The 18,837-nt window shown below is 39.2% G+C and carries 20 protein-coding genes and 1 pseudogene; 17 read left to right on the top strand and 4 right to left on the bottom strand.

The window, feature by feature from the left end; translation table 11 throughout:
* Positions 1 to 82 precede the first annotated feature (82 nt).
* Complete coding sequence (locus RM552_RS11645) at positions 83 to 727, top strand: UPF0149 family protein (protein WP_311369018.1); 645 nt, start codon at positions 83 to 85, stop codon at positions 725 to 727.
* Here RM552_RS11645 and RM552_RS11640 read toward each other — a convergent pair.
* Both RM552_RS11640 and RM552_RS11635 read right to left on the bottom strand, forming a co-directional pair.
* Positions 704 to 1,135 (bottom strand): CopD family protein, encoded by a 432-nt coding sequence (locus tag RM552_RS11640; protein WP_311369017.1) that lies wholly within the window; start codon positions 1,133 to 1,135, stop codon positions 704 to 706. The two genes, RM552_RS11645 and RM552_RS11640, sit on opposite strands and share 24 nt — an antisense overlap.
* 15 nt (positions 1,136 to 1,150) lie before the next feature.
* The gene (locus RM552_RS11635) at positions 1,151 to 2,866 is read right to left on the bottom strand and encodes a chloride channel protein (protein ID WP_311369016.1); all 1,716 of its coding nucleotides are present in this window, start codon (positions 2,864 to 2,866) and stop codon (positions 1,151 to 1,153) included.
* Positions 2,867 to 2,958: 92 nt separating this feature from the next.
* On the opposite strand from RM552_RS11635, the gene RM552_RS11630 reads away from it, so the two are divergent.
* The 3 genes from RM552_RS11630 to RM552_RS11620 all read left to right on the top strand — a co-directional run bounded on the left by RM552_RS11630 (position 2,959) and on the right by RM552_RS11620 (position 4,790).
* Positions 2,959 to 3,669 carry a DUF6776 family protein gene (locus tag RM552_RS11630; RefSeq protein ID WP_311369015.1) on the top strand — a complete coding sequence of 237 codons (711 nt, stop codon included), beginning with the start codon at positions 2,959 to 2,961 and terminating at the stop codon, positions 3,667 to 3,669.
* Between the two features lie 144 nt (positions 3,670 to 3,813).
* Positions 3,814 to 4,158, top strand: a complete 345-nt coding sequence (erpA, locus tag RM552_RS11625; RefSeq protein ID WP_311369014.1) for an iron-sulfur cluster insertion protein ErpA — start codon at positions 3,814 to 3,816, stop codon at positions 4,156 to 4,158.
* Positions 4,159 to 4,199: 41 nt separating this feature from the next.
* A complete protein-coding gene (locus RM552_RS11620) occupies positions 4,200 to 4,790 on the top strand; it encodes a glutathione S-transferase family protein (RefSeq protein WP_311369013.1) in 591 nt (196 codons plus the stop codon).
* Positions 4,791 to 4,795: 5 nt separating this feature from the next.
* Here the strand turns inward: RM552_RS11620 and RM552_RS11615 are convergent, their stop codons facing one another.
* Positions 4,796 to 6,448, bottom strand: coding sequence for a hypothetical protein (locus RM552_RS11615; protein ID WP_311369012.1), 1,653 nt, complete (start codon positions 6,446 to 6,448; stop codon positions 4,796 to 4,798).
* Positions 6,449 to 6,617: 169 nt separating this feature from the next.
* On the opposite strand from RM552_RS11615, the gene RM552_RS11610 reads away from it, so the two are divergent.
* Complete coding sequence (locus tag RM552_RS11610; RefSeq protein WP_311369011.1) at positions 6,618 to 6,761, top strand: hypothetical protein; 144 nt, start codon at positions 6,618 to 6,620, stop codon at positions 6,759 to 6,761.
* Between the two features lie 54 nt (positions 6,762 to 6,815).
* Here the strand turns inward: RM552_RS11610 and RM552_RS11605 are convergent, their stop codons facing one another.
* A complete protein-coding gene (locus RM552_RS11605) occupies positions 6,816 to 7,811 on the bottom strand; it encodes a hypothetical protein (protein ID WP_311369010.1) in 996 nt (331 codons plus the stop codon).
* Between the two features lie 150 nt (positions 7,812 to 7,961).
* Here RM552_RS11605 and tatA point away from each other — a divergent pair, with 150 nt between their 5' ends.
* From tatA to RM552_RS11545, 12 genes and pseudogenes are all read left to right on the top strand, one after another.
* Entirely contained in the window at positions 7,962 to 8,219 is a 258-nt protein-coding gene (gene tatA, locus RM552_RS11600; RefSeq protein WP_311369008.1) for a Sec-independent protein translocase subunit TatA, read from the top strand.
* A 3-nt stretch (positions 8,220 to 8,222) separates the two neighbouring features.
* A pseudogene (tatB, locus tag RM552_RS11595) lies at positions 8,223 to 8,513 on the top strand (Sec-independent protein translocase protein TatB); the annotation flags it as partial.
* 358 nt (positions 8,514 to 8,871) lie between these two features.
* On the top strand, positions 8,872 to 9,654 hold the full coding sequence (gene tatC / locus RM552_RS11590; RefSeq protein WP_311369007.1) for a twin-arginine translocase subunit TatC: 783 nt from the start codon (positions 8,872 to 8,874) through the stop codon (positions 9,652 to 9,654).
* A gap of 88 nt (positions 9,655 to 9,742) precedes the next feature.
* The gene (locus RM552_RS11585; RefSeq protein ID WP_311369006.1) at positions 9,743 to 10,333 is read left to right on the top strand and encodes a hypothetical protein; all 591 of its coding nucleotides are present in this window, start codon (positions 9,743 to 9,745) and stop codon (positions 10,331 to 10,333) included.
* A gap of 15 nt (positions 10,334 to 10,348) precedes the next feature.
* The gene (locus RM552_RS11580) at positions 10,349 to 11,137 is read left to right on the top strand and encodes a TatD family hydrolase (protein ID WP_311369005.1); all 789 of its coding nucleotides are present in this window, start codon (positions 10,349 to 10,351) and stop codon (positions 11,135 to 11,137) included.
* Positions 11,138 to 13,039, top strand: coding sequence for a sensor domain-containing diguanylate cyclase (locus RM552_RS11575; RefSeq protein WP_311369004.1), 1,902 nt, complete (start codon positions 11,138 to 11,140; stop codon positions 13,037 to 13,039). It abuts the gene before it with no gap.
* A 135-nt stretch (positions 13,040 to 13,174) separates the two neighbouring features.
* Positions 13,175 to 14,182, top strand: a complete 1,008-nt coding sequence (gene hemB / locus RM552_RS11570) for a porphobilinogen synthase (protein ID WP_311369003.1) — start codon at positions 13,175 to 13,177, stop codon at positions 14,180 to 14,182.
* A gap of 68 nt (positions 14,183 to 14,250) precedes the next feature.
* Entirely contained in the window at positions 14,251 to 15,342 is a 1,092-nt protein-coding gene (locus RM552_RS11565) for a DUF418 domain-containing protein (RefSeq protein ID WP_311369002.1), read from the top strand.
* Positions 15,343 to 15,505: 163 nt separating this feature from the next.
* Positions 15,506 to 16,354: a YHYH protein gene (locus tag RM552_RS11560; protein ID WP_311369001.1), complete on the top strand. Its 849-nt coding sequence runs from the start codon at positions 15,506 to 15,508 to the stop codon at positions 16,352 to 16,354.
* 2 nt (positions 16,355 to 16,356) lie between these two features.
* Complete coding sequence (locus RM552_RS11555; RefSeq protein WP_311369000.1) at positions 16,357 to 16,968, top strand: toxin-antitoxin system YwqK family antitoxin; 612 nt, start codon at positions 16,357 to 16,359, stop codon at positions 16,966 to 16,968.
* Between the two features lie 5 nt (positions 16,969 to 16,973).
* Positions 16,974 to 17,612 (top strand): SCO family protein, encoded by a 639-nt coding sequence (locus RM552_RS11550; protein ID WP_311368999.1) that lies wholly within the window; start codon positions 16,974 to 16,976, stop codon positions 17,610 to 17,612.
* Positions 17,613 to 17,616: 4 nt separating this feature from the next.
* Complete coding sequence (locus RM552_RS11545) at positions 17,617 to 18,813, top strand: endonuclease/exonuclease/phosphatase family protein (protein WP_311368998.1); 1,197 nt, start codon at positions 17,617 to 17,619, stop codon at positions 18,811 to 18,813.
* The last annotated feature ends 24 nt before the right edge of the window (positions 18,814 to 18,837 follow it).

Below are 18,837 nucleotides of genomic sequence, written 5' to 3'. Positions count from 1 at the left end.
ATTGTTTTTTGTTGAAAGGTGCTGGCGAGCCAGTATCATGACATGCAAAGATATAAAAAGACAATATCGAGTTTGAGAGAATATGGGCTTATCTGAATTGTACGACAACCCGAAGCAAGCCGCATTTTTGCATCCACAAGAGTATCTTGAAGGATGCTTGTTGGGAGCTTGTGCGTGCCCAGAGATACCTTTACCAGATGTATGGATGCCGTGGGTTATTAAACAGCACAAACAGATCGAATCGCCTGAACAGGTTGAGCGTATAAGCGATGTGTTATTTGCTTTTTTTAAAGCCCGCTTAGCTGATATGCACAACGATACCGTTAAGCTGCCAGAATATGCGCGAGTCGCAAAAGAAATGCCCTATGACAAGAAGGATTATCGAGCGCTAAGCTTATGGGCACAAGGATTGTTGATGGCGCATAGTGCGAGGGAGGCGTATTGGCAAAATGCATGGGATAAAATGCAACAACAGGTACCCGACAAAGCACCTGTCTTGGCTAAGGATTTATCACATTGCTTATTGATGTTTAGCACCTTTGCCGACCCACAAAAAACGATATCTGAAGCAACCAAGAAAGGGGATAAGCAGTTACTGGAAAAACTCCCTATAATCGCGCAGAGCTTGCAAAAAGCGCTAGAAAAATACGTCGCGATTTCAGGGCAGCTTGCGCAATATTTACCTAACCAATTTGAAACATTCTCAAATGGGCCTAACCACAACTAATATTACGATTGCCAGCAATACTAAAACAGGAGCCTCATTTAAAAACCGATAAAATTTGGGGCTGCGAGTATTTTTGCCAGCCAAAAATGTTTTCACTATCTTGAATAAATACACATGATAAACATAAAATAGTGCGACTAAGACTAATTTAATGTGTAACCACATGCCTGCCTTGAATATAGCTAAGCCATATTCAACAATAATCAAAATGCCGAATACAAGCGTCAGCAAAGCAAATGGGCTAATAAAATACCAAAGTCGTCGTTGCATGATGTTAAGTGTTGCTTTAACTTCAGAATTATGTGATTCGGCATTATAAACAAACAGCCGTGGCAAATAAAAAATACCCGCCATCCACGCAATCATAAAAAATATGTGTAATGCTTTGTACCAAAGAAGCAAAGTCATTTATGCCAAAATCTCCTAGTGCTGTTGTCGCAACAAATACTTGTGCAACATACCCCATGTAATTACACCATAGACATTATTATCGTCGTTATGCGCTACCACTACAACACCACCATTGCGTTTTATGTATAGGCATTCGTACACTTCAGCTAAGGTGTTTTGTTCAGAAAGAGCCTGCAAGTCTTGGCGTATGATGGGAGATATATTTTTTTGCTGGCCTACCGCTAGACTGACTTGCTGCCATTTAGTTGGTTCGTATACTGAATCAGATGGGCGTTCTTTAAGTGATAACTTATTGGTAACCCGATTGACGATAAAGGTGTCGGGATTAGCTTGTAAATCACTATACATGTCGGGGTCAAGACCGTCGGTTGTTAGCGTGACATTAGTTTGCATAAGCGCCATTACTCCAGTGTTTTGTAATTCGTCTCGAATAGTCGTAGTTGTATATGGCAGTTCTTGATACTCAAGTTGTTGCAAGAAGATAGACCTATTATTACACAATTGCTTAGAAGTAATGTGAGCACTTACTATCGTAATTATAGCTGGCAGAATAACCTGTTGAGTTGAACTGAGCTCCATTGCCGCAGACAGTGCAGCCATTGGCGCATGCAAAACAGCGGCAAGTAACCCTGCTAAACCTAAAAGGGCATAGTTAGTGCTGAGATCAGGTAAGTTGAAAAGGTATTGAATTGGCTGCAAAAAAAGCACACCTGCAAGAATACCAATAACCATTACTGCGCCTATAATGCCGCCAGGAACACCTAGTGCAATAGCCACAATAGCTAACACAAATTTCGCCACAAACACGGCCAATATCAATTGACTCGTTGGTGAGTTTTGTAAAAATGTGTTCACGCCAATAAACTCTGCGCCTAAAGCATGAGGCATAAAATAAGCAATGGTCCCGGTAATTAGGCCGGCAATTAATAAACGCGATATCATATTTAATGGACGTGTTAATCTCATTAACCACATGAGTTGCTTGTTAAAAAGTGTGGCTAATATTCCTAAAAATATCCCAAAGATAATCAGCACCGGCAATTGCCAAAACGCCATGGCTTGAAAAGATAAAAAAGCTAACTCAGAATAATCACCGAAAACCAATCGAGTAATCACAGAACCGCAAGCAGCGGCCAACATTACTGGAACAAACACATGCACTTTATAGTCTCGAATAACCACTTCCATAACAAATATTACGGCGGCAAAAGGAGTATTAAAGGCGGCAGCAATCCCCGCAGCAATCCCACAACCAGCCAATATACGTAAGCTATTAAAGGGGAGTTTGAACCACCTTCCTACATACTGACTAGCCGCGGCGGCCAAATGCACAGTGGGTCCCTCTTTGCCCACAACAAAGCCACTGGCTAAGGCTAAAACACCCCCAAAAAATTGATTGATACTGGTGGCAAAAGGGATGTTTCCATAATGCATTTTAAGTCGATGTATAACAAAAGGGACGCCCAAGCGGTAGTGTTTGAAGCCAGTCATCTTTGCAATACCAATAATGAAAATAACAGCAACTAATGGCAATAAAAATAACTGCCAGCTCATCAATGTTGTATAATTTGCGCTAGCACCTAAAAAGATGTTTTGGATAAAACCAATGCTAAGCCTAAAAAGTACAATGATTGCGGCTGCACTTAAGCCTCCCACTACGCCAATTAAGCATAGCTGGATGGATGTGCTAGGTTTTGATAGCGCTATACGTAGCGATTGAATAAACACAATTATTGAAAAAACACTCTATGTTGAGTTTGTTTGGTATTTGGTCGAAAAGATACGTAAAGCATACCACGAATTTTAAGGTTGATAAGAATTTGAATATTAAAAAACAACGAGATAAGCTTGGTTTTGTGGGCTTTTACCTTACAGGCTTGGTCGTTTTAGTCGTTTTTTTTATTGCAGGGTTTTGGTTTGCTGATTCTCTTGAGCGCGCGACCATTGAAGAAAATAAAGCGTTAAAGAGGAGTTTAGCTAACCTAAGACAAGCCCATCAAGAGGCTGTTTCTCAACTTAATACGACGCAAGTTGAACTTGAAGTTTCTCAATTGACCAACGAGCAAACAAATAATGAATTGTCGCGTCGCATTGAAAATGAGCAAAGTTTAAAAGAAAAGATATCGTTTTATCAGCGTGTATTAGCGCCTGAAACGACGCAAGATGGTTTTGTTGTTCAGCGCACGGAGGTGGTGCCAACAGCAAGTGAGAATAACTACCTTGTAAAAATGATTCTACTACAACACGAGGATATAAAAGCGGTTATTCGTGGTCAATTAGACATTGTAGTGAGCGGTAGCCAAGACGGCAGAGTCAGCTCTATTAATTTGAGTGAACTAGAAAACTACAGTGAGAGTGCACTGGAGTTTGCGTTCAAGTATTTTCAAGTATTAGAAATCAACCTTACGCTTCCAACAAACTTTAAACCTGAAGCGTTAGAAATAAGCACCGACGTTTATAAATATAAACGAAAACGTGGCTCCTATAGCACTAAAATAACATGGTCAGAAGCATTTAGCTTACCAGAGTAGTAGGCGTATTGTTGTGTAATACTTGACTAAAACACTCGGGTATTGGATAATCTGCGTCCTTAGAAATAGAATGATTGTCGGCAATGCAGAGCTTGGGTAACCAGCCAGCTATTGTAGAAGCAAAACAAGTTTGTGGAGAAATAAATGACTGTTGAAACAGCCATGCCGATCGAGTTTTCAGATGCGGCAGCAAATAAAGTAAAAACCTTAATTGCAGAAGAAGAAAATCCTGCATTAAAGTTGCGTGTTTACGTGACCGGTGGAGGATGCTCTGGGTTTCAATACGGATTTACCTTTGATGAGAAAGTCAATGAAGGCGACATGACTATTGAAAATCAAACAGTTACATTAGTTATTGACCCAATGAGTTTGCAATATTTGGTAGGGGGTATTGTCGATTATACAGAAGGCCTCGAAGGTTCAAGATTTTTTGTCAACAATCCCAATGCCAGCACGACTTGTGGCTGTGGTGCGAGTTTTAGTATCTAAATTTTGTTTATAATATCAAAAGAATAAAGGGAGTCGGTTTTATGCAACTCTATGGTTCGATAACTTCCCCTTACGTTAGGCGTTTGCGTATTTTTATGCACGAAATGCCATATGATTTTGTCCAGTTGGACATATTTAAGCCTGAAGACCGGGCGTTGATAGCGAGTGTTAACCCTACTTTAAAAATTCCTATGCTAAAAGACGTGATAAAGGGGAAAGAGCAGATAATCCTCGACTCTCGTCTGATTTATCAATACTTGCAGAAAAAAAATCAGCTCGCCGAGCTAAGTTGGGATCAAGAAAATGTAATGACTAGTATTGATGCTGCCAATGACTCGTTAGTACAAATGTTTATTCTTTCTCGTTCTCAAATTGATGTAAGCGAAGATAAACTTTACTTTACAGTGCAGCGAGAGCGTATTGACGTGATATTTGTAGAACTTAATAAACAGGCTATCGCAGGCGAGTTTGAAGTATGGCATTACTTGAGTATGTGTTTGTTTTGTTTACTTGATTGGGTAAGTTTCAGAAATTTATATGATTTTTCTGAACATACAGCATTGGTTGAATTATATGATTCTTGGCAGCAACTGGCGATTTGTCATCAAACTGACCCAAGGCATGCTACATAAAAGTATTAAGATTTATTTGCTAGTTTAGTTCCCTCTAAATAATTCCATCGACAACATGACGCTAGTGCGCGTGCTATTTCGTCAATCCCGTCTTCTATCGCATTTTTGATTTCACGATTGATTCGGCGGTCTGCGTATTCTAAGTCTACTTTGACTGACATAATGTGCTCAATTTGAAACTCAAAATGTTCTTTACGTAAATTTGAAATACCCTCTGCAGGAAGGTCTTTTTCTGTTTTGAATAATTGTGGTGTAGCTAGTCTATTGTAATCGATAAATTCTAAATTGAGCTTATGCGCACCACTTAAACGCAATAACTTTGTCCCCAATTGTTCAACAAACACATCCAATGCCTGTATTTCTGCTAACACCAATATGTCTTTTGAAAGTAATTTTTTAAGCAGGTGTAAGTCTTTATTAAAAAAAGCATCACACGATTTAGATACAAAATTATAAGCCGGCACCGCGAATAAGGAACTAATCGCAGCAGCTAAAAAAGCTGTTACTGTTTTATTGCTCAGGCCAATAGTTTGATTGAGTAAAGCTTGTAAACCTTGGTCTAAGCCGGCCCATGCCGAAAACGCAATAATAGAAAGTAAACTTAAGGTCGCCGATTTTGAAATAAGGGTTTCGACCTGCCATAAACCGTATCGCATCAGTGCGATAAATATCCCAATCCCAAAACTTAGCATAACGATGTATCGGCCCAACAGTGCCGAGTATTTCCCACCAAAATTAATCAAAGGGAAATATAAAGCCAAACCAATAACAGCACAAAATAGCATGGTGAGAACTTGTTTTTTCTCTTTTGCGTTGAGTATTTTACGATATTTAAGAATTAGTTGAATAACTACAATCAGTAAGGTAAACGACGCAACATAGCTATAATAGATAAAGGGTAATAGATGATAGCTTAAGAATAAGGCAATAATACAAGCGACGATGATGGCAAAAGATGCTCTTTTCCAAAATGCCTTATGAAAAGCTTGTGGGAAGAAATAGATCCCCAATGGGCCGGCTATAAATAGCAAACCTAAACGTATATTTTCTATATCGTAAGCACTGGCGATATTGGCACCTAAGAAAAATAGCTTACTTTCACTGGCGGTCAACATCAACGTAAATGCAATCAGATACCCCGAGAGAAATCGCCGCACTTTAAAAAATAATAACAAAGACAACATCAGAGATAGTGCCAATAACAAAAGGTCTAAAGAAATAAGCGGGATATCTAAACTAGGCTTAATGGGCGTGGCTAACTTTATTGCCTCAAATGTCTGCTTTTGGCCCGCTTTCACAGACACTAATTCAAAGTTATCTATGTCTCCAACCTTGGCGCACATTAGTAAAGCGTTTAATTTGTCAAATTCTTCTGCTTTGCAGCCATTTAATTCTAATACTGGGCCTACGTATAGCCTCTGTCGAAATAAGTTAGAGCCTCTTTCTGTGCTAATAAGGTATTTATTGACGAAGGGGTATTTGTGAATAGAAGCGCCATACACATGAAGTTTAGTAGAGTCACTTGAATTAAAATGCAGATTAGCCCAAGTACCTATGGCTATAAAAAATAATACAAACCCTACACATAAAAAATAAATTAGCATGCTTAACAAGCGAAGCTTATTTTTAGTATTTTTATATGTTGATTGAGCTTGCATGTAAAAGACGATGTCCTATATTTTTATTGTTGTCACTCATATACGCACGAAATTAGCGTTTTCGCTGGGGCTTTACATTTATTTACGTATAACAAGTATATCTTGAGTAGTTGGCAATTGCATACTAGCTAGCATATACTGAAATTGACACATAAAAAAAGGAAATATCATGTCAAAAGAAGACCATATCCACGAAAGAGAAAGAGCCGGGGAAGAAGAAGCGGCAAATCAACCTGATAGTCAAGCACCAGCACCAGCACAAGCACCTGCTAGCGATGGTGTAAGCTCTGGAGACGAAAATACAAATTCATAAGTGAGCGTTTGACGTAACATATTTGGTAGCTTTCAAATCTAAGACTTAAGTATGCTAGGTTTGAAAGTGTATCTCTGCTCGTACAGCGATTCCGGGCGAAGAGCGAAACTCCTCTTCACGCAACCACAAAATAAAAGGTTCAATTTCAATAAATAGCCATTCTCTTAAAAAACGTCTTTTATACCGCACGCTGACCAGCATTTGTTCTTTTTGATAGCGCGGTTTCGATAAACCATCAATTGCGGCTGTGAATAGGTAGCTTGTTTCATCATCGGTTACGTAAAGATATTGAAATTCATGACGCCAAATCCAATCATTAGTGCGGTCTCGAAAACGAAAGCTATTGCTAATTTCATAGGCAGAATTTTCATTAAAAACATGTCCAAGTTCGGCATTGGCTTCAAAGCCTAGGCCGTCTGTTGAATAAAAATTAGATTCAGCAAAATAACGCATGTTTGTGTTGGCGCCGAGTTTAATATTGTCGGTGTATCGGGCCCTGGTGTATATCTGACTACCCCTGCCAAATCCAACTCGGTAAGACATTTTGTCTTTTTCATCTTTTTTAAACTGCAAAGCAAGTACCGTTTGATCACGGTTACCTAACTCATCGTTTCTTGCTGCTTTTACCGCTTGTTGGTTGAGGTCGTCTTCTTCGTCTGAAAAGAACAATTCTACCCGTTCTTCTAATGCAGGCAATTTAACCCTTATTCTAAATCTAAAATCAAACTCACTTAAATCACCTGAGCGAGGCTCCCAGCCAAAGCGTACTCGACCCCTCGTGGTTGCCTCGCTATTTTGGTCATCGCCTTCACGCTTGAACCAATTGTTGAGTCTGCTGGCAGTTGTATCGACACCATAATTTAGATAACAGTGGGCGTCATCTATCCAGCCGAATTCCCCACAAAAATCGTAGTTTATGGTGTTATTCTTTATGTTTTCAGTCGTTGTATTTTCGTCATCAGCCGCGCTTGCATTTGTTGACATCGAAAACATTGTAAAAAGCATCATAAAACAGAGCATTCCAGTATGCTCTAGCCATTTACTTTTCATTAATTAATCGCCAATTTACCAATAAATTTTCCTTGGTGAGAGTAAAGCCAGTGATATTCGTCAATAACTGCGTATAATACCAACACAACATTAAGTTTAATTCAATACGTTATACTTTAACGATTGTACAAAAGGTATTAAGGAAATTTCATGGGCGGCATTAGTATTTGGCAAGTTCTCATCGTGCTCGGTATAGTGATTTTATTGTTTGGTACGTCGAAACTTCGCAATGTAGGGTCTGATTTGGGTTCTGCGTTGAAAGGTTTTAAAAAAGCCATAAAAGAAGACGATCAAGACCAAAGCAAAGATGCAGAATTTGAAAGTATCGAAAAACAAGAACAAAATACTGAGTCTGTTGAACCTAAACAGGCTAGCGCTGAAAGCACTAAACAGGCTAGCAAAGACTAAACTATGTTTGATATTGGTTTTTGGGAACTGTTAGTCATCGGCACTATGGCGCTTGTCATTCTTGGCCCTGAACGTTTGCCTGGTGCAATACGTTCTGTTGTATCGACTGTGCGCAGTGTTAAGCAAATGGCAAATGGATTTAAAGAGGAGGTGGTGTCGCAGTTAGATGCTCATGAATTACATGCTAATTTGAAAAAAGCTGAAGAATTAGGCATGCAAAACATTGGCAAAGACTTGCGTGAGTCAGTGGATGAGTTAAAAGCCGCTGCTGAATCGGTTAGGCAACCATACAAAGCAGGGCAAGAGAACCAAGATTTTGTGCCTCAAAAAACGATTGCTACATCACATTCATCAGACACCCAAACTCAAGACCAAATTGACACCTTTGATGACGAATTTAGTCATGCACATGGCCATTCAAATGAGCCCGCTGGCGATGAATATTTGACAGACGATTTTGTAAAAAGTGATACTGCGCCAATCGAAGACCACAAACCCATCCTAAAAAAGCCCAAACAGAGCATCGAAGGTTCAGCTAGCCCAGAATACCATATTCAACCAGACTTGCTCGATTCAGCGCCAGAAGCCACACCACAACGTGTTTCTTCGTCAACGCCTAATGTAACTGCCAAGCAACAAGAAAAAAACCAAAATGAGTGAGCCGTCAGGACTGATTAGCCATTTGATCGAATTGCGTTCGCGTTTATTGCGAGCGCTTGGCTCGGTATTGTTAGTATTTTTGTGTTTAGTTTATTTTGCACAAGACTTATATCATTATTTGGCTATGCCATTAATCGCCAGCTTACCCGAAGGTGCGAGTATGATTGCAACAGATGTTGCGGCTCCATTTTTAGCGCCCTTCAAATTGACTTTGGTGCTATCGTTTTTTGTGGCTATTCCTTATGTTCTATATCAGATATGGGCTTTTGTCGCGCCTGGACTATATAGTCGTGAAAAAAAACTTGTTGCTCCATTATTGGCTAGTAGCACTTTACTATTTTATGCAGGCATGGCTTTTGCTTATTTTGTCGTGTTTCCACTTGCGTTTTTGTTCTTCAATAGTGTGGCCCCAGAAGGCGTTTTGGTAAGTACCGATATTTCTAGCTATCTGAACTTTGTTCTAAAGTTATTTTTTGCTTTTGGTTTAGCCTTTGAAATCCCAATTGCTGTTATATTGCTGTGCTGGACAGGCGTTACTAATGCCGACAATCTTAGGAAAAAGCGCCCTTACGTTATTGTAGCTGCCTTTGTGGTCGGCATGTTACTAACGCCACCCGATGTCATATCGCAAACCTTGTTAGCCTTGCCAATGTGGGTGTTATTTGAAGTAGGTGTTTTAGTTGGCAGTATTTACAGCAAAAATAATGAAGAAGAATTGGAAGAAAATACCATTCAAAATGGTCAAGAAGCCGATGATGATAATGCTTCTGGGTAATTAAAGCTCGTTTGTAGTTGTGTTAGCATAGGGAAAATTGTGCGCTTTTTAGTGTTCAGTAAACAATAAGACGAAGGGTTTGCAAGTGATGAAATTTAGAAAAATATCGACAGGTTTCCATGGGTTTAATATTGGTTTTTGTTTGACATTGCTATTGGCTACTACTCTTAGTTTTACCGCATTTGCTGGGCAAAAAGATGACGAAGTCGAAAAATGCGTATCAGTCGACAATGATATTGCTCGATTACTATGCTATGACACCCTTTTTGGTCGAGGACCAGCCAAAGAGCCTAAGCTCGTCAATCAGAAAACAGATAAGCCCGAATCGCTTGCATCACAAAAGCCTCTGGCACCGATAACTGACAAGGCTGCTCCACCGCCAAAAGAGCCACTTAAAACGACTTCAGTAGAAGAAAGTTTTGGTGAAGAACAACTAAAGAAAGACAAAGTAGACGAAGGCCCAACAGAAATAAAAGCGACGGTAAGCACTATTACTGAAAATAGTAGGGGCTTGAGAACATTCACATTAGTTAACGGCCAAAAATGGCGAGAAAAAGAGTCTAGTCGTTTGAAGATTAAAGTTGGACAAGAAGTTACCTTAAAAAAGGGTTCGTTTTCAGCTTATTTTATGAAAAAAGAAGGCAGTAATAGAACAATCAGAGTAAGACGAATTAACTAATTCAGGATTAATATTGTGGCCTGGTGCGATGCTGGTGTGAATTTATTCGATTCTAGATTCGATAAGTTAGAAGTCTTAAACGGGTCGTTGGCCCATGATGTAACTCATCTGCTTATTATATCGTCGGACATTGCAGAATCGACAGAAGCTGAACGCTTTTGTGCGCATTCCACACAAGCATGCAAAACTGCCTTTACGGCAGGTGTTCACCCGCACTACGCTGATGCCGTCAATGGTGATTCATGGACTAAACTTACCCGTGTTATTGCCGATAAACAATTAGCAGCAATTGGCGAATGTGGATTAGACTTTAATCGAAATTTTTCTAGTCAAAACAACCAGCGCTATGTTTTTGAAAAACAACTTGAATTAGCCGCCGAACATCAAGTGGGTATTTACCTGCATGAAAGAGAAGCGTTCGATGAGCAAGTCAATTTATTGCAGCGATACACACCCTATATTCCATTTATGGTTGCTCATTGTTTTACGGGTAACAAAAGTCAGTTACAGACATATATTGAACTAGGGTGTTACATTGGAATAACCGGTTGGGTATGCGATCCCAAAAGAGGTAATGACTTGCGAGAGGCTATTACGGCGCTGCCGAAGGAAAAAATGTTATTAGAAACAGACTCCCCATTTTTGTTTCCTAAAACCTTAAAGCCAAGGCGTTCTGTAAATGTGCCCGCAAATCTACCTCATATAGCACAACAAGTCAGTTTGTTAACCGATTACTCCTTATCTGAAATTCAAACAGCAACATTTGCAAATGCTTGTCGTTTATTTTTCGATAAGGGCGAGTAAATGCAATTCAATAAAAAGCCCACTCTACAAGTAGTCAGCATTGGCATTATTCTGCTTACCCTCGTCTTTTTAAGTGTGTTGATGGGGATCCCTTATTACCTTTCAAAAATGAATGAAGAAAACGGGCAAATCTTGGCGTCCCAGTTCTTCGTTGATACTCAACAAAGTGTTGATGCCAATAAATTCTATGGTCCTGAAAATAGTATGCTTGATTGGCAAAAACTAGAGAATGAAAACTTTGGTTTATCCAATGCATCGTTTTGGATAAAATTAAAAATTGAAGCCGCACAGACGCAAAATGAACCTTTGCTCTTAATTGACTATAGCTTACTAGACCAGGTCAATGTTTGGTTTATCGCGGCACAAGCTGACTCTGGCGAACGCGATACTGTTGCTGCATATAGTACAGGTGATTCCTTTCCCTTTTACAATCGTATCGTTGAACACGAACAGTTTTTGTTTAACGTACCGTCGTCAGAAGTTGACCTTGAAGTATTTATAAGAGTAAGAAGTGAAGGGGCGATTAAGATTCCAATAACGCTTTGGGATAAAAATGAATTTATTGAATATTCAGGTTTATACAAACTGTTTGCTGGGATATTTTTTGGTTATTTGATCGCCATGATTATAACAAGTTTATTTGTATACTCCACAACACGTAATCCACTTTTTATTATTTATTCAGGCTTTGTTTTTTCGATTATATTGGGGGTTGCGTCTCTTGAGGGCTTTGCTTTTCATTACTTGTGGCCCAATTGGCTATGGGTACAGGAATACGGAGTAATTCTGGCTTTTAGTATGACTGCGATTTTGGGCATAAGCATGTCTTCTCGATTATTAGAATTAAGAGATTGCTTTCCAAATATTTACCGGCTATTTAGCGCGCTTCGTTTAGTTTATATTTTTATCATCCTGAGTTGTTTATTCTTTTCATATGCACTTATAGCACCCTTGTTTATGCTGTTGTTGTGTATCACGATTCCTCTTATTTGTTGCCTTTCTCTAGTGTTAGCGCTAAGGGGTAATCGCATAGCAATGTATTACTGCGCTACTTGGTTAGTGTTTTTTTGCTCTTGCATTTTGGCTGCTTTGGAGAACTTTGGCATCTATTCTACGTTTGTGGATTACAGCGTTATTATTATGGGCGGCGCATTATTAGACTCCATCATATTGTCATTTGCCTTAGCGACAAAGTTTAATCAGCAACTCGAACAGGCCATTCAAACAAAAGATATTGCAATTAATAAAGAGATAGAAGCCCTAGAAGCTCAAGAAGAGCTATTGAAGTTGCAGGAACAAAATAAAATTGACTTAGAATATAACATTGAAGAAAGAACGCTCGAATTAGAAATAGCATTGAGAGAGTTGGCCGAAAAAAACCAAGAACTAGAGCGATTAAGTGCTATTGATCCTCTAACCAGTGTGATGAATAGACGTTATTTTGATAAACGATTGCTAGCAGAGTCTCGACGAAGCCGACGTGAAATAACTTCACTGGGTATTTTGATGTTAGATATTGATCATTTCAAAAAGATAAATGATAACCATGGCCATCTTTGTGGAGACTATTGTTTAAAGTTGTTTGCGCAAATGCTCAAAGATACTATTAAACGTCCTACCGACGTTATATGCCGATACGGCGGCGAAGAATTTGTGTTGATTTTGCCAAATACAAGCCTTGAAGGTCTACAAGTGTTAGCCGAGCGTATTCGATTGGCTATACAAGAAAAGACAATCTTATTTGAAAGTAAGCAACTTTCTATGACCGTTAGTATTGGTGGCTGCTCACGTGTCATGGGCAGTGAAGAAGAGCATGCCATCATTATAGGTTACGTCGATAAACTATTGTACCAAGCAAAAGAAACGGGTCGTAATCGCTGTGTTATAGAAGAATATCAGTAATGACAAAGTTGTTAGCTAGTATACAACACCCTAGTAAATCAAAACTTGTATCAAGCCAAACAGAAAGGACGCAATTTGATTGTAGCTTAGGTATACTAAGAGCATCTCATAAATCAGGCCTTAGTTGGGTACAAAATGTCTTTGTTATTATCTTCTCGTATGCGTCGTCTCCGTCGCACCAAAGCGCTTAGAAGTTTAGTTAGTGAAAATAAACTCAGTGTGGATGATTTGATTTATCCAATGTTTGTTATACCTGGGCTTGGCGATATTGAAAAAGTCGATTCTATGCCAGACATTAATCGATTTAGTATAGACAAATTAATTGACGAAGTGGCGTCGTGTGTAAAGCTTGGCTTGTCGCATTTCGCTTTATTTCCAGTCGTCGAAGCGGAGCAAAAATCATTGGACGCAAAGGAGGCGTTTAATGCTGATGGGCTAGCCCAGCAAGCAGTCCGTGCATTAAAAAATAAATTTGGCGATGATATTTGCGTCATAACCGATGTAGCCTTAGACCCTTTTACAGTGCATGGTCAAGACGGCCTTATTGACGACAGTAATTATGTCCTCAATGATGAGACAATTGAAGTCTTAGTCAAACAAGCTTTATCTCACGCTCAGGCAGGCGCAGATATCGTTGCACCATCCGATATGATGGACGGCCGCATTGGTGCCATAAGAGAAGCTCTCGAAGAGGCTGATTTTAAGAATACATGCATCATGGCTTATTCGGCAAAGTATGCTTCGAGTTATTACGGGCCATTTAGGGATGCGGTGGGTTCTGCCGGGAACATAAAAGGTGGCAACAAATACTCTTATCAAATGAATCCGGCTAACACCAATGAGGCTTTGGCAGAGATTGCCTTAGATATCGAAGAAGGCGCTGACATGGTGATGGTTAAACCAGGAATGCCTTATTTAGATGTTGTACATGCCTGTAAGCAGCAATTTAAGTTTCCTACCTTTGCCTATCAAGTCAGTGGCGAATATGCCATGCATAAAGCGGCATTCGCCAAAGGCTGGCTCGACCAAGATAAGGTCATATTGGAGTCTTTAATGTCTTTTAAACGTGCCGGTGCAGACGGCATTTTAACGTATTTTGCAAAAGACGCCGCTAAACTTCTTCAATCGCCAATAGATTATTAGTCCTGAATTTTATGCGAATAGATTCTATTGATGCGCTACGAGGTATTGCCATTCTAGGCATTTTGTTTATGAACATACCCTACCATGCGCATATTCTATTGGGTTATGTGCCATTTGAAACGGTGAATGTAGGTGACCAACTAGTTTCATTCGTAAATACAGTGTTTTTTGATGGGCGATTTCGCACGCTTTTTTGTCTCCTTTTTGGTGTTGGCCTTGCGATACAGTTTAGTGCTTCGCAAGCGAAAGGTATCGACTCTACTTCTTTCTTAAAATCACGACTGCGCTGGTTATTGTTGTTTGGTTGTATACATGCGGTCTTTATTTTTGGCGGCGATATTTTAATGTTATATAGCATTACAGGTATGTTGATCATTAGTAATTTAGCTCTATCTCAAGGCGAAATAATAAAAAAAGCAAAAAAGTTCATCATTATTGGCTCTATACTAAGCCTAATAATGGGTGCTTCGAGCGCTATACCCTATGCAATGGATATTTCTGCATTAGTCACTAGAGGCAGTAGCAGCTTTATTGAAAGTTACGATGCTTGGTTTTTTAATTATATTAATCAAATACTAATGCAAGCGGGTTTTGCGGTTTTACTTTTGTTACTTTCACCGCTTTTTATTTTGTGGCAAGCATTAGGCCTCATGTATTTAGGTATATATTTATACCGCGATGGCTTTTTTGAAAATGGATTTGCCGCAAATACCTTTAATAAGTTGTTAATTGTGGCAGTTTTAAGCACCTCAATTTGCGCAATCTTGGAATGGTCATTCCCTTTGATATTGAGTGAAGCGATGCCAGCATTTTCTAGTGTTTCAGCCATTTTTGTTGCCTTAGTTTATGCACATATTGCTATAAAAATATGTCAAAAAAACAAACCAAAAAGTATGTTTGTCAAGGTGTTTAGCGCGCCTGGCAAAGTGGCGTTTAGTCTTTATATTTTTCAATCAATTTTGATGGGCTTATTATTGCGTTGGGTAGTACCTGAATTTTATAAAGTAATGACACAGTTCGATTTTTTTGTTTTGGTAATATTGATGACAATCTTACAAATTATGTTAGCGAAGCTTTATTTGAATCACTATAAACAAGGGCCTCTCGAAAAACTATGGCGTTTTTGCTATGCGTCTAGTAACAGAAACACACATAGCTAATTTTTCTAAACTTGTCAGACAACGTAGTTTTTTAGTAAAACCTCCACAATTACTGCATGTAATCTCCTTAACAATTGCACATTTGAAGTCTATTTTTTTTATCGAATTTATATAAGCTTATATTAACCACGATTTAACGGTTTCATATAAAAGGTTAACGAAGATGACAAACAAAATTACTATATACAAACTTGCAATAATCACCAGTGCATTAACACTGGCTGCTTGCGGCGGCGGTTCTTCAGATATGGAAACCGAAATCATTGATGATGGTGTTGGCTCAATTGAGCCTGATAATTCAGGGTGCAGTAACCCGGCCTCTGAACTTTCTAGTGCATTTTTAGAATTTGTTGCGGCGCCTAATGTAACAGTTGTATTATCCTCAGATGGTTGTTCCGTAACGCTTGAATCTGATGGAAAACCAGACCATACATCATCTTATTGGGATGCTGGTAATGCAAGTGGATTATATGTCGAACCTGAAGATCAAACTCTTTTTGATCAGCGTCGCTCACCAGGCGACATTGAAGACTATGTAAATGTGTTCGAATTAAATGTTCCGGTTGAACCTGCCCTAGCCGATAGTACTTCAGCTACACCGTTAGGGGCTATTGGCATAGCAATTAGTGGCACACCTATTTTTAATGATTCGGAAGGAAACGGCGATGTATCACTTGGCGTTATTCAAGGCTTCGATCGCAATGGGGCACATACGGGACCACAAACCTACCATTATCATTTAGAGCCCAAGGCTATTTCTTTTGATGATGACAAGTTGGTAGGAATTATGTCTGATGGTTTCTTGATTTTTGGCCGTAGGTGTTTTTCTACAGGTGGCTACCCAACTGACTTAGACGCATCAAATGGTCACTCAACGACTACTCTATACACTGGGTCAAGTGCTGAAGATGCTGAGTATCATTATCATATATCAAACGAGCAATATTTAAATGGTGAGAATTATTTGATTTTCCCGGGTAACTTTCAAGGCACACCAACCGGAGTGAACTAAAGTTGTTCATTAATATAATTAAAAACCGAGGAAGCATTGCGCTATTGTTGTTATGCGCGGTCAGTGCTTTTTCTTTAGTGCCTGGTTTTTCATCATACCAAGTGGTTGATGAGTCTGAAATTAGCCTCAATGAACGTGGTGAACGTGTCTACAGAGGTCAGCTTTTTTCTGGAGAAACGCAGACATATTTTCAAAATGGCAAGCTAGCTTCGGCAGATCAGTTTGAAAAAGGCAGGCGCCAAGGCTTTTCAAAAAAATGGTTTGAAGATGGTGTTTTAGCATTTGAGTCTCAGTATAAGTCTGGTTTACGAGAAGGCTTTGTTCGCAGTTGGTGGTTTAATGGCAACAAACGTTCAGAAACGTTTTTTAGGCGCGGAAAAGCCGAAGGTGTGGGGTGGCGTTGGTACCGCAACGGCAAGCTATTTAAACAATACAACTTTGTGCAAGGACAACCACAAGGCCTGCAAAAAGCATGGCGTTTAAATGGCAAATTGTTTAGTAACTTTGAATACAAAAATGGACGTATTTATGGTCTCCGAAAGGCAAACAACTGTGTTGGTCTCGAAGATGAAATGTTGTCTGTTGGCTATTACAAAAAGCAATCAGAAGGATAATTTATATGATGAAAATATTCACACTCACAGTAATACTATTGTTTTTAACACCATTAAACGCATCTGAGGAATTACCGTATTACCAAGATGAAGCGTTTACACCTAACTGGATAGAACCAGATAGTCCAGAACTAAATGGATTTCATAAAATACCTGCGTTTAGTTTCACTGATCAAATGGGAAATACTGTTACACAAGATACTTTTGAAGATAAAATCTATGTGGCTGGATTTTTCTTTAGTACTTGTCCCGGAATTTGCCCCGCAGTGCGATCTAAACTTAATAAAGTGCAAGAAACCTTTATTAATGACGCAGAAGTTAAAATTGTACAACATTCAATTAGGCCAAGCACCGATAGTGTTGAAGTCCTGCAAGCTTATTCCGAAGAAAATAATATAGTAAGCGGTAAATGGTATTTGCTTACAGGTGATAAATCAGAAATCTATAGTCTTGCAAAGAGTGCTTATTTTGCTAGCGAAGATTTAGGTAATATTCAAAACACCAATGATTTTTTACATACAGAAAGCCTTCTTTTGATTGACCAAAACAGGTATATTCGAGGTATCTATAACGGTTTGAATGCAGCTTCGGTTGATTACTTAATTGCTGATATTCGAGCGCTAAAAGAACAAAAGGCAAAATGAGCGGGTGAACACTAGCATAAAAGCCATATCTTACTTGACCCTTTTAACCTTAGTTGCAGCCTGCACAACAAATAAACGATTAATGACACCTACGATTAAAGTCGCTTCTTTTAATGTGAGTATGGACGCCACTAATTATATAGGGCGTGACCCTGAACTAGCCACTAATCAGGTGCTAATAGAACGTTTAAAGGCTAACCACCCACAAATAAGAAATATTGCCGAAATTATTCAACGAACGCGGCCAGATATAATATTGCTTAATGAATTTGATTTTATTGCTGACCCGACCCAAGGCGTAGAATTATTTATTAACCACTATTTGAAGCAAGCACAGCACGACGATTTAGCAGCAATCGATTATCCTTACTATTATTATGCACCAGTCAATACGGGAAAGCCGAGTCCTTATGATTTAAATGGTGATGGCAAAAAAACCGGTACCCAAAGTGATGCCTGGGGTTTTGGCTTTTTTGAAGGGCATTATGGCATGATGATATTGTCGCGATACCCTATTGATAAACAAAATGTCCGTACTTTCCAAAACTTTAAATGGAAGGATATGCCAAATGCTTTAAGACCAATAGCACCAAATGCGACTGAACCTTTCTACAGTGATGAAGTGTGGGAGCAATATCCTTTATCATCAAAATCACACTGGGATGTGCCAATTGATATTGATGGCAAAGTCTTACATTTATTGGCGTCTCATCCCACGCCTCCGGTTTTTGATGGTGAAGAAGACCGAAATGGGACTAAAAACCATGATGAAGTGAGGTTTTGGCTTGACTACATTACCCCTAATAATAGTGCTTATATCTATGATGATAATGGCAAAAAAGGTGGCTTAGTAGCACAATCTAGATTTGTCATACTCGGCGATCAAAACGCTTCTAACACGGAAGGAGATGCTCGGCAAGAAGCAATAACCGCTCTTTTAAACAGCCCTTTTGTGAATGATAACAAAATTCCTCAGAGTGATGGCGGTGATGCCAATGCCCCTGAAAATCCATTATCAAAATATCATACGGCGTCATGGGGAATGCGAGTTGATTATGTTTTGCCCGCTTCATTCGGTATTGAAGTGATTAAAAATGGCGTTTTCTGGCCTACCCAAACGGATGAAACTTATCGACTAATCAAAGACAGAGTATCTTCGTCAGACCACAGATTGGTGTGGACTGAGTTAACGCTTAAATAAAAAAATAATAGGCTTCGCTTCTGT

Origin of the sequence: Glaciecola petra, from assembly GCF_031846345.1 — a bacterium.
GTDB lineage: Bacteria > Pseudomonadota > Gammaproteobacteria > Enterobacterales > Alteromonadaceae > Glaciecola > Glaciecola petra.
This window is presented reverse-complemented; position numbering and strand designations above follow the sequence as displayed.

Excerpts from the sequence above, each read along its gene's own strand:
- tatA (WP_311369008.1), top strand. The coding sequence starts at position 7,962 with ATGGGCGGCATTAGTATTTGGCAAGTTCTCATCGTGCTCGGTATAGTG.
- RM552_RS11645 (WP_311369018.1), top strand. The coding sequence starts at position 83 with ATGGGCTTATCTGAATTGTACGACAACCCGAAGCAAGCCGCATTTTTG.
- erpA (WP_311369014.1), top strand. The coding sequence starts at position 3,814 with ATGACTGTTGAAACAGCCATGCCGATCGAGTTTTCAGATGCGGCAGCA.
- hemB (WP_311369003.1), top strand. The coding sequence starts at position 13,175 with ATGTCTTTGTTATTATCTTCTCGTATGCGTCGTCTCCGTCGCACCAAA.
- RM552_RS11560 (WP_311369001.1), top strand. The coding sequence starts at position 15,506 with ATGACAAACAAAATTACTATATACAAACTTGCAATAATCACCAGTGCA.
- RM552_RS11605 (WP_311369010.1), bottom strand. The coding sequence starts at position 7,811 with ATGAAAAGTAAATGGCTAGAGCATACTGGAATGCTCTGTTTTATGATG.
- RM552_RS11615 (WP_311369012.1), bottom strand. The coding sequence starts at position 6,448 with ATGCAAGCTCAATCAACATATAAAAATACTAAAAATAAGCTTCGCTTG.
- RM552_RS11565 (WP_311369002.1), top strand. The coding sequence starts at position 14,251 with ATGAACATACCCTACCATGCGCATATTCTATTGGGTTATGTGCCATTT.
- RM552_RS11575 (WP_311369004.1), top strand. The coding sequence starts at position 11,138 with ATGCAATTCAATAAAAAGCCCACTCTACAAGTAGTCAGCATTGGCATT.
- RM552_RS11550 (WP_311368999.1), top strand. The coding sequence starts at position 16,974 with ATGATGAAAATATTCACACTCACAGTAATACTATTGTTTTTAACACCA.
- RM552_RS11610 (WP_311369011.1), top strand. The coding sequence starts at position 6,618 with ATGTCAAAAGAAGACCATATCCACGAAAGAGAAAGAGCCGGGGAAGAA.
- RM552_RS11640 (WP_311369017.1), bottom strand. The coding sequence starts at position 1,135 with ATGACTTTGCTTCTTTGGTACAAAGCATTACACATATTTTTTATGATT.
- RM552_RS11620 (WP_311369013.1), top strand. The coding sequence starts at position 4,200 with ATGCAACTCTATGGTTCGATAACTTCCCCTTACGTTAGGCGTTTGCGT.
- tatC (WP_311369007.1), top strand. The coding sequence starts at position 8,872 with ATGAGTGAGCCGTCAGGACTGATTAGCCATTTGATCGAATTGCGTTCG.
- RM552_RS11585 (WP_311369006.1), top strand. The coding sequence starts at position 9,743 with ATGAAATTTAGAAAAATATCGACAGGTTTCCATGGGTTTAATATTGGT.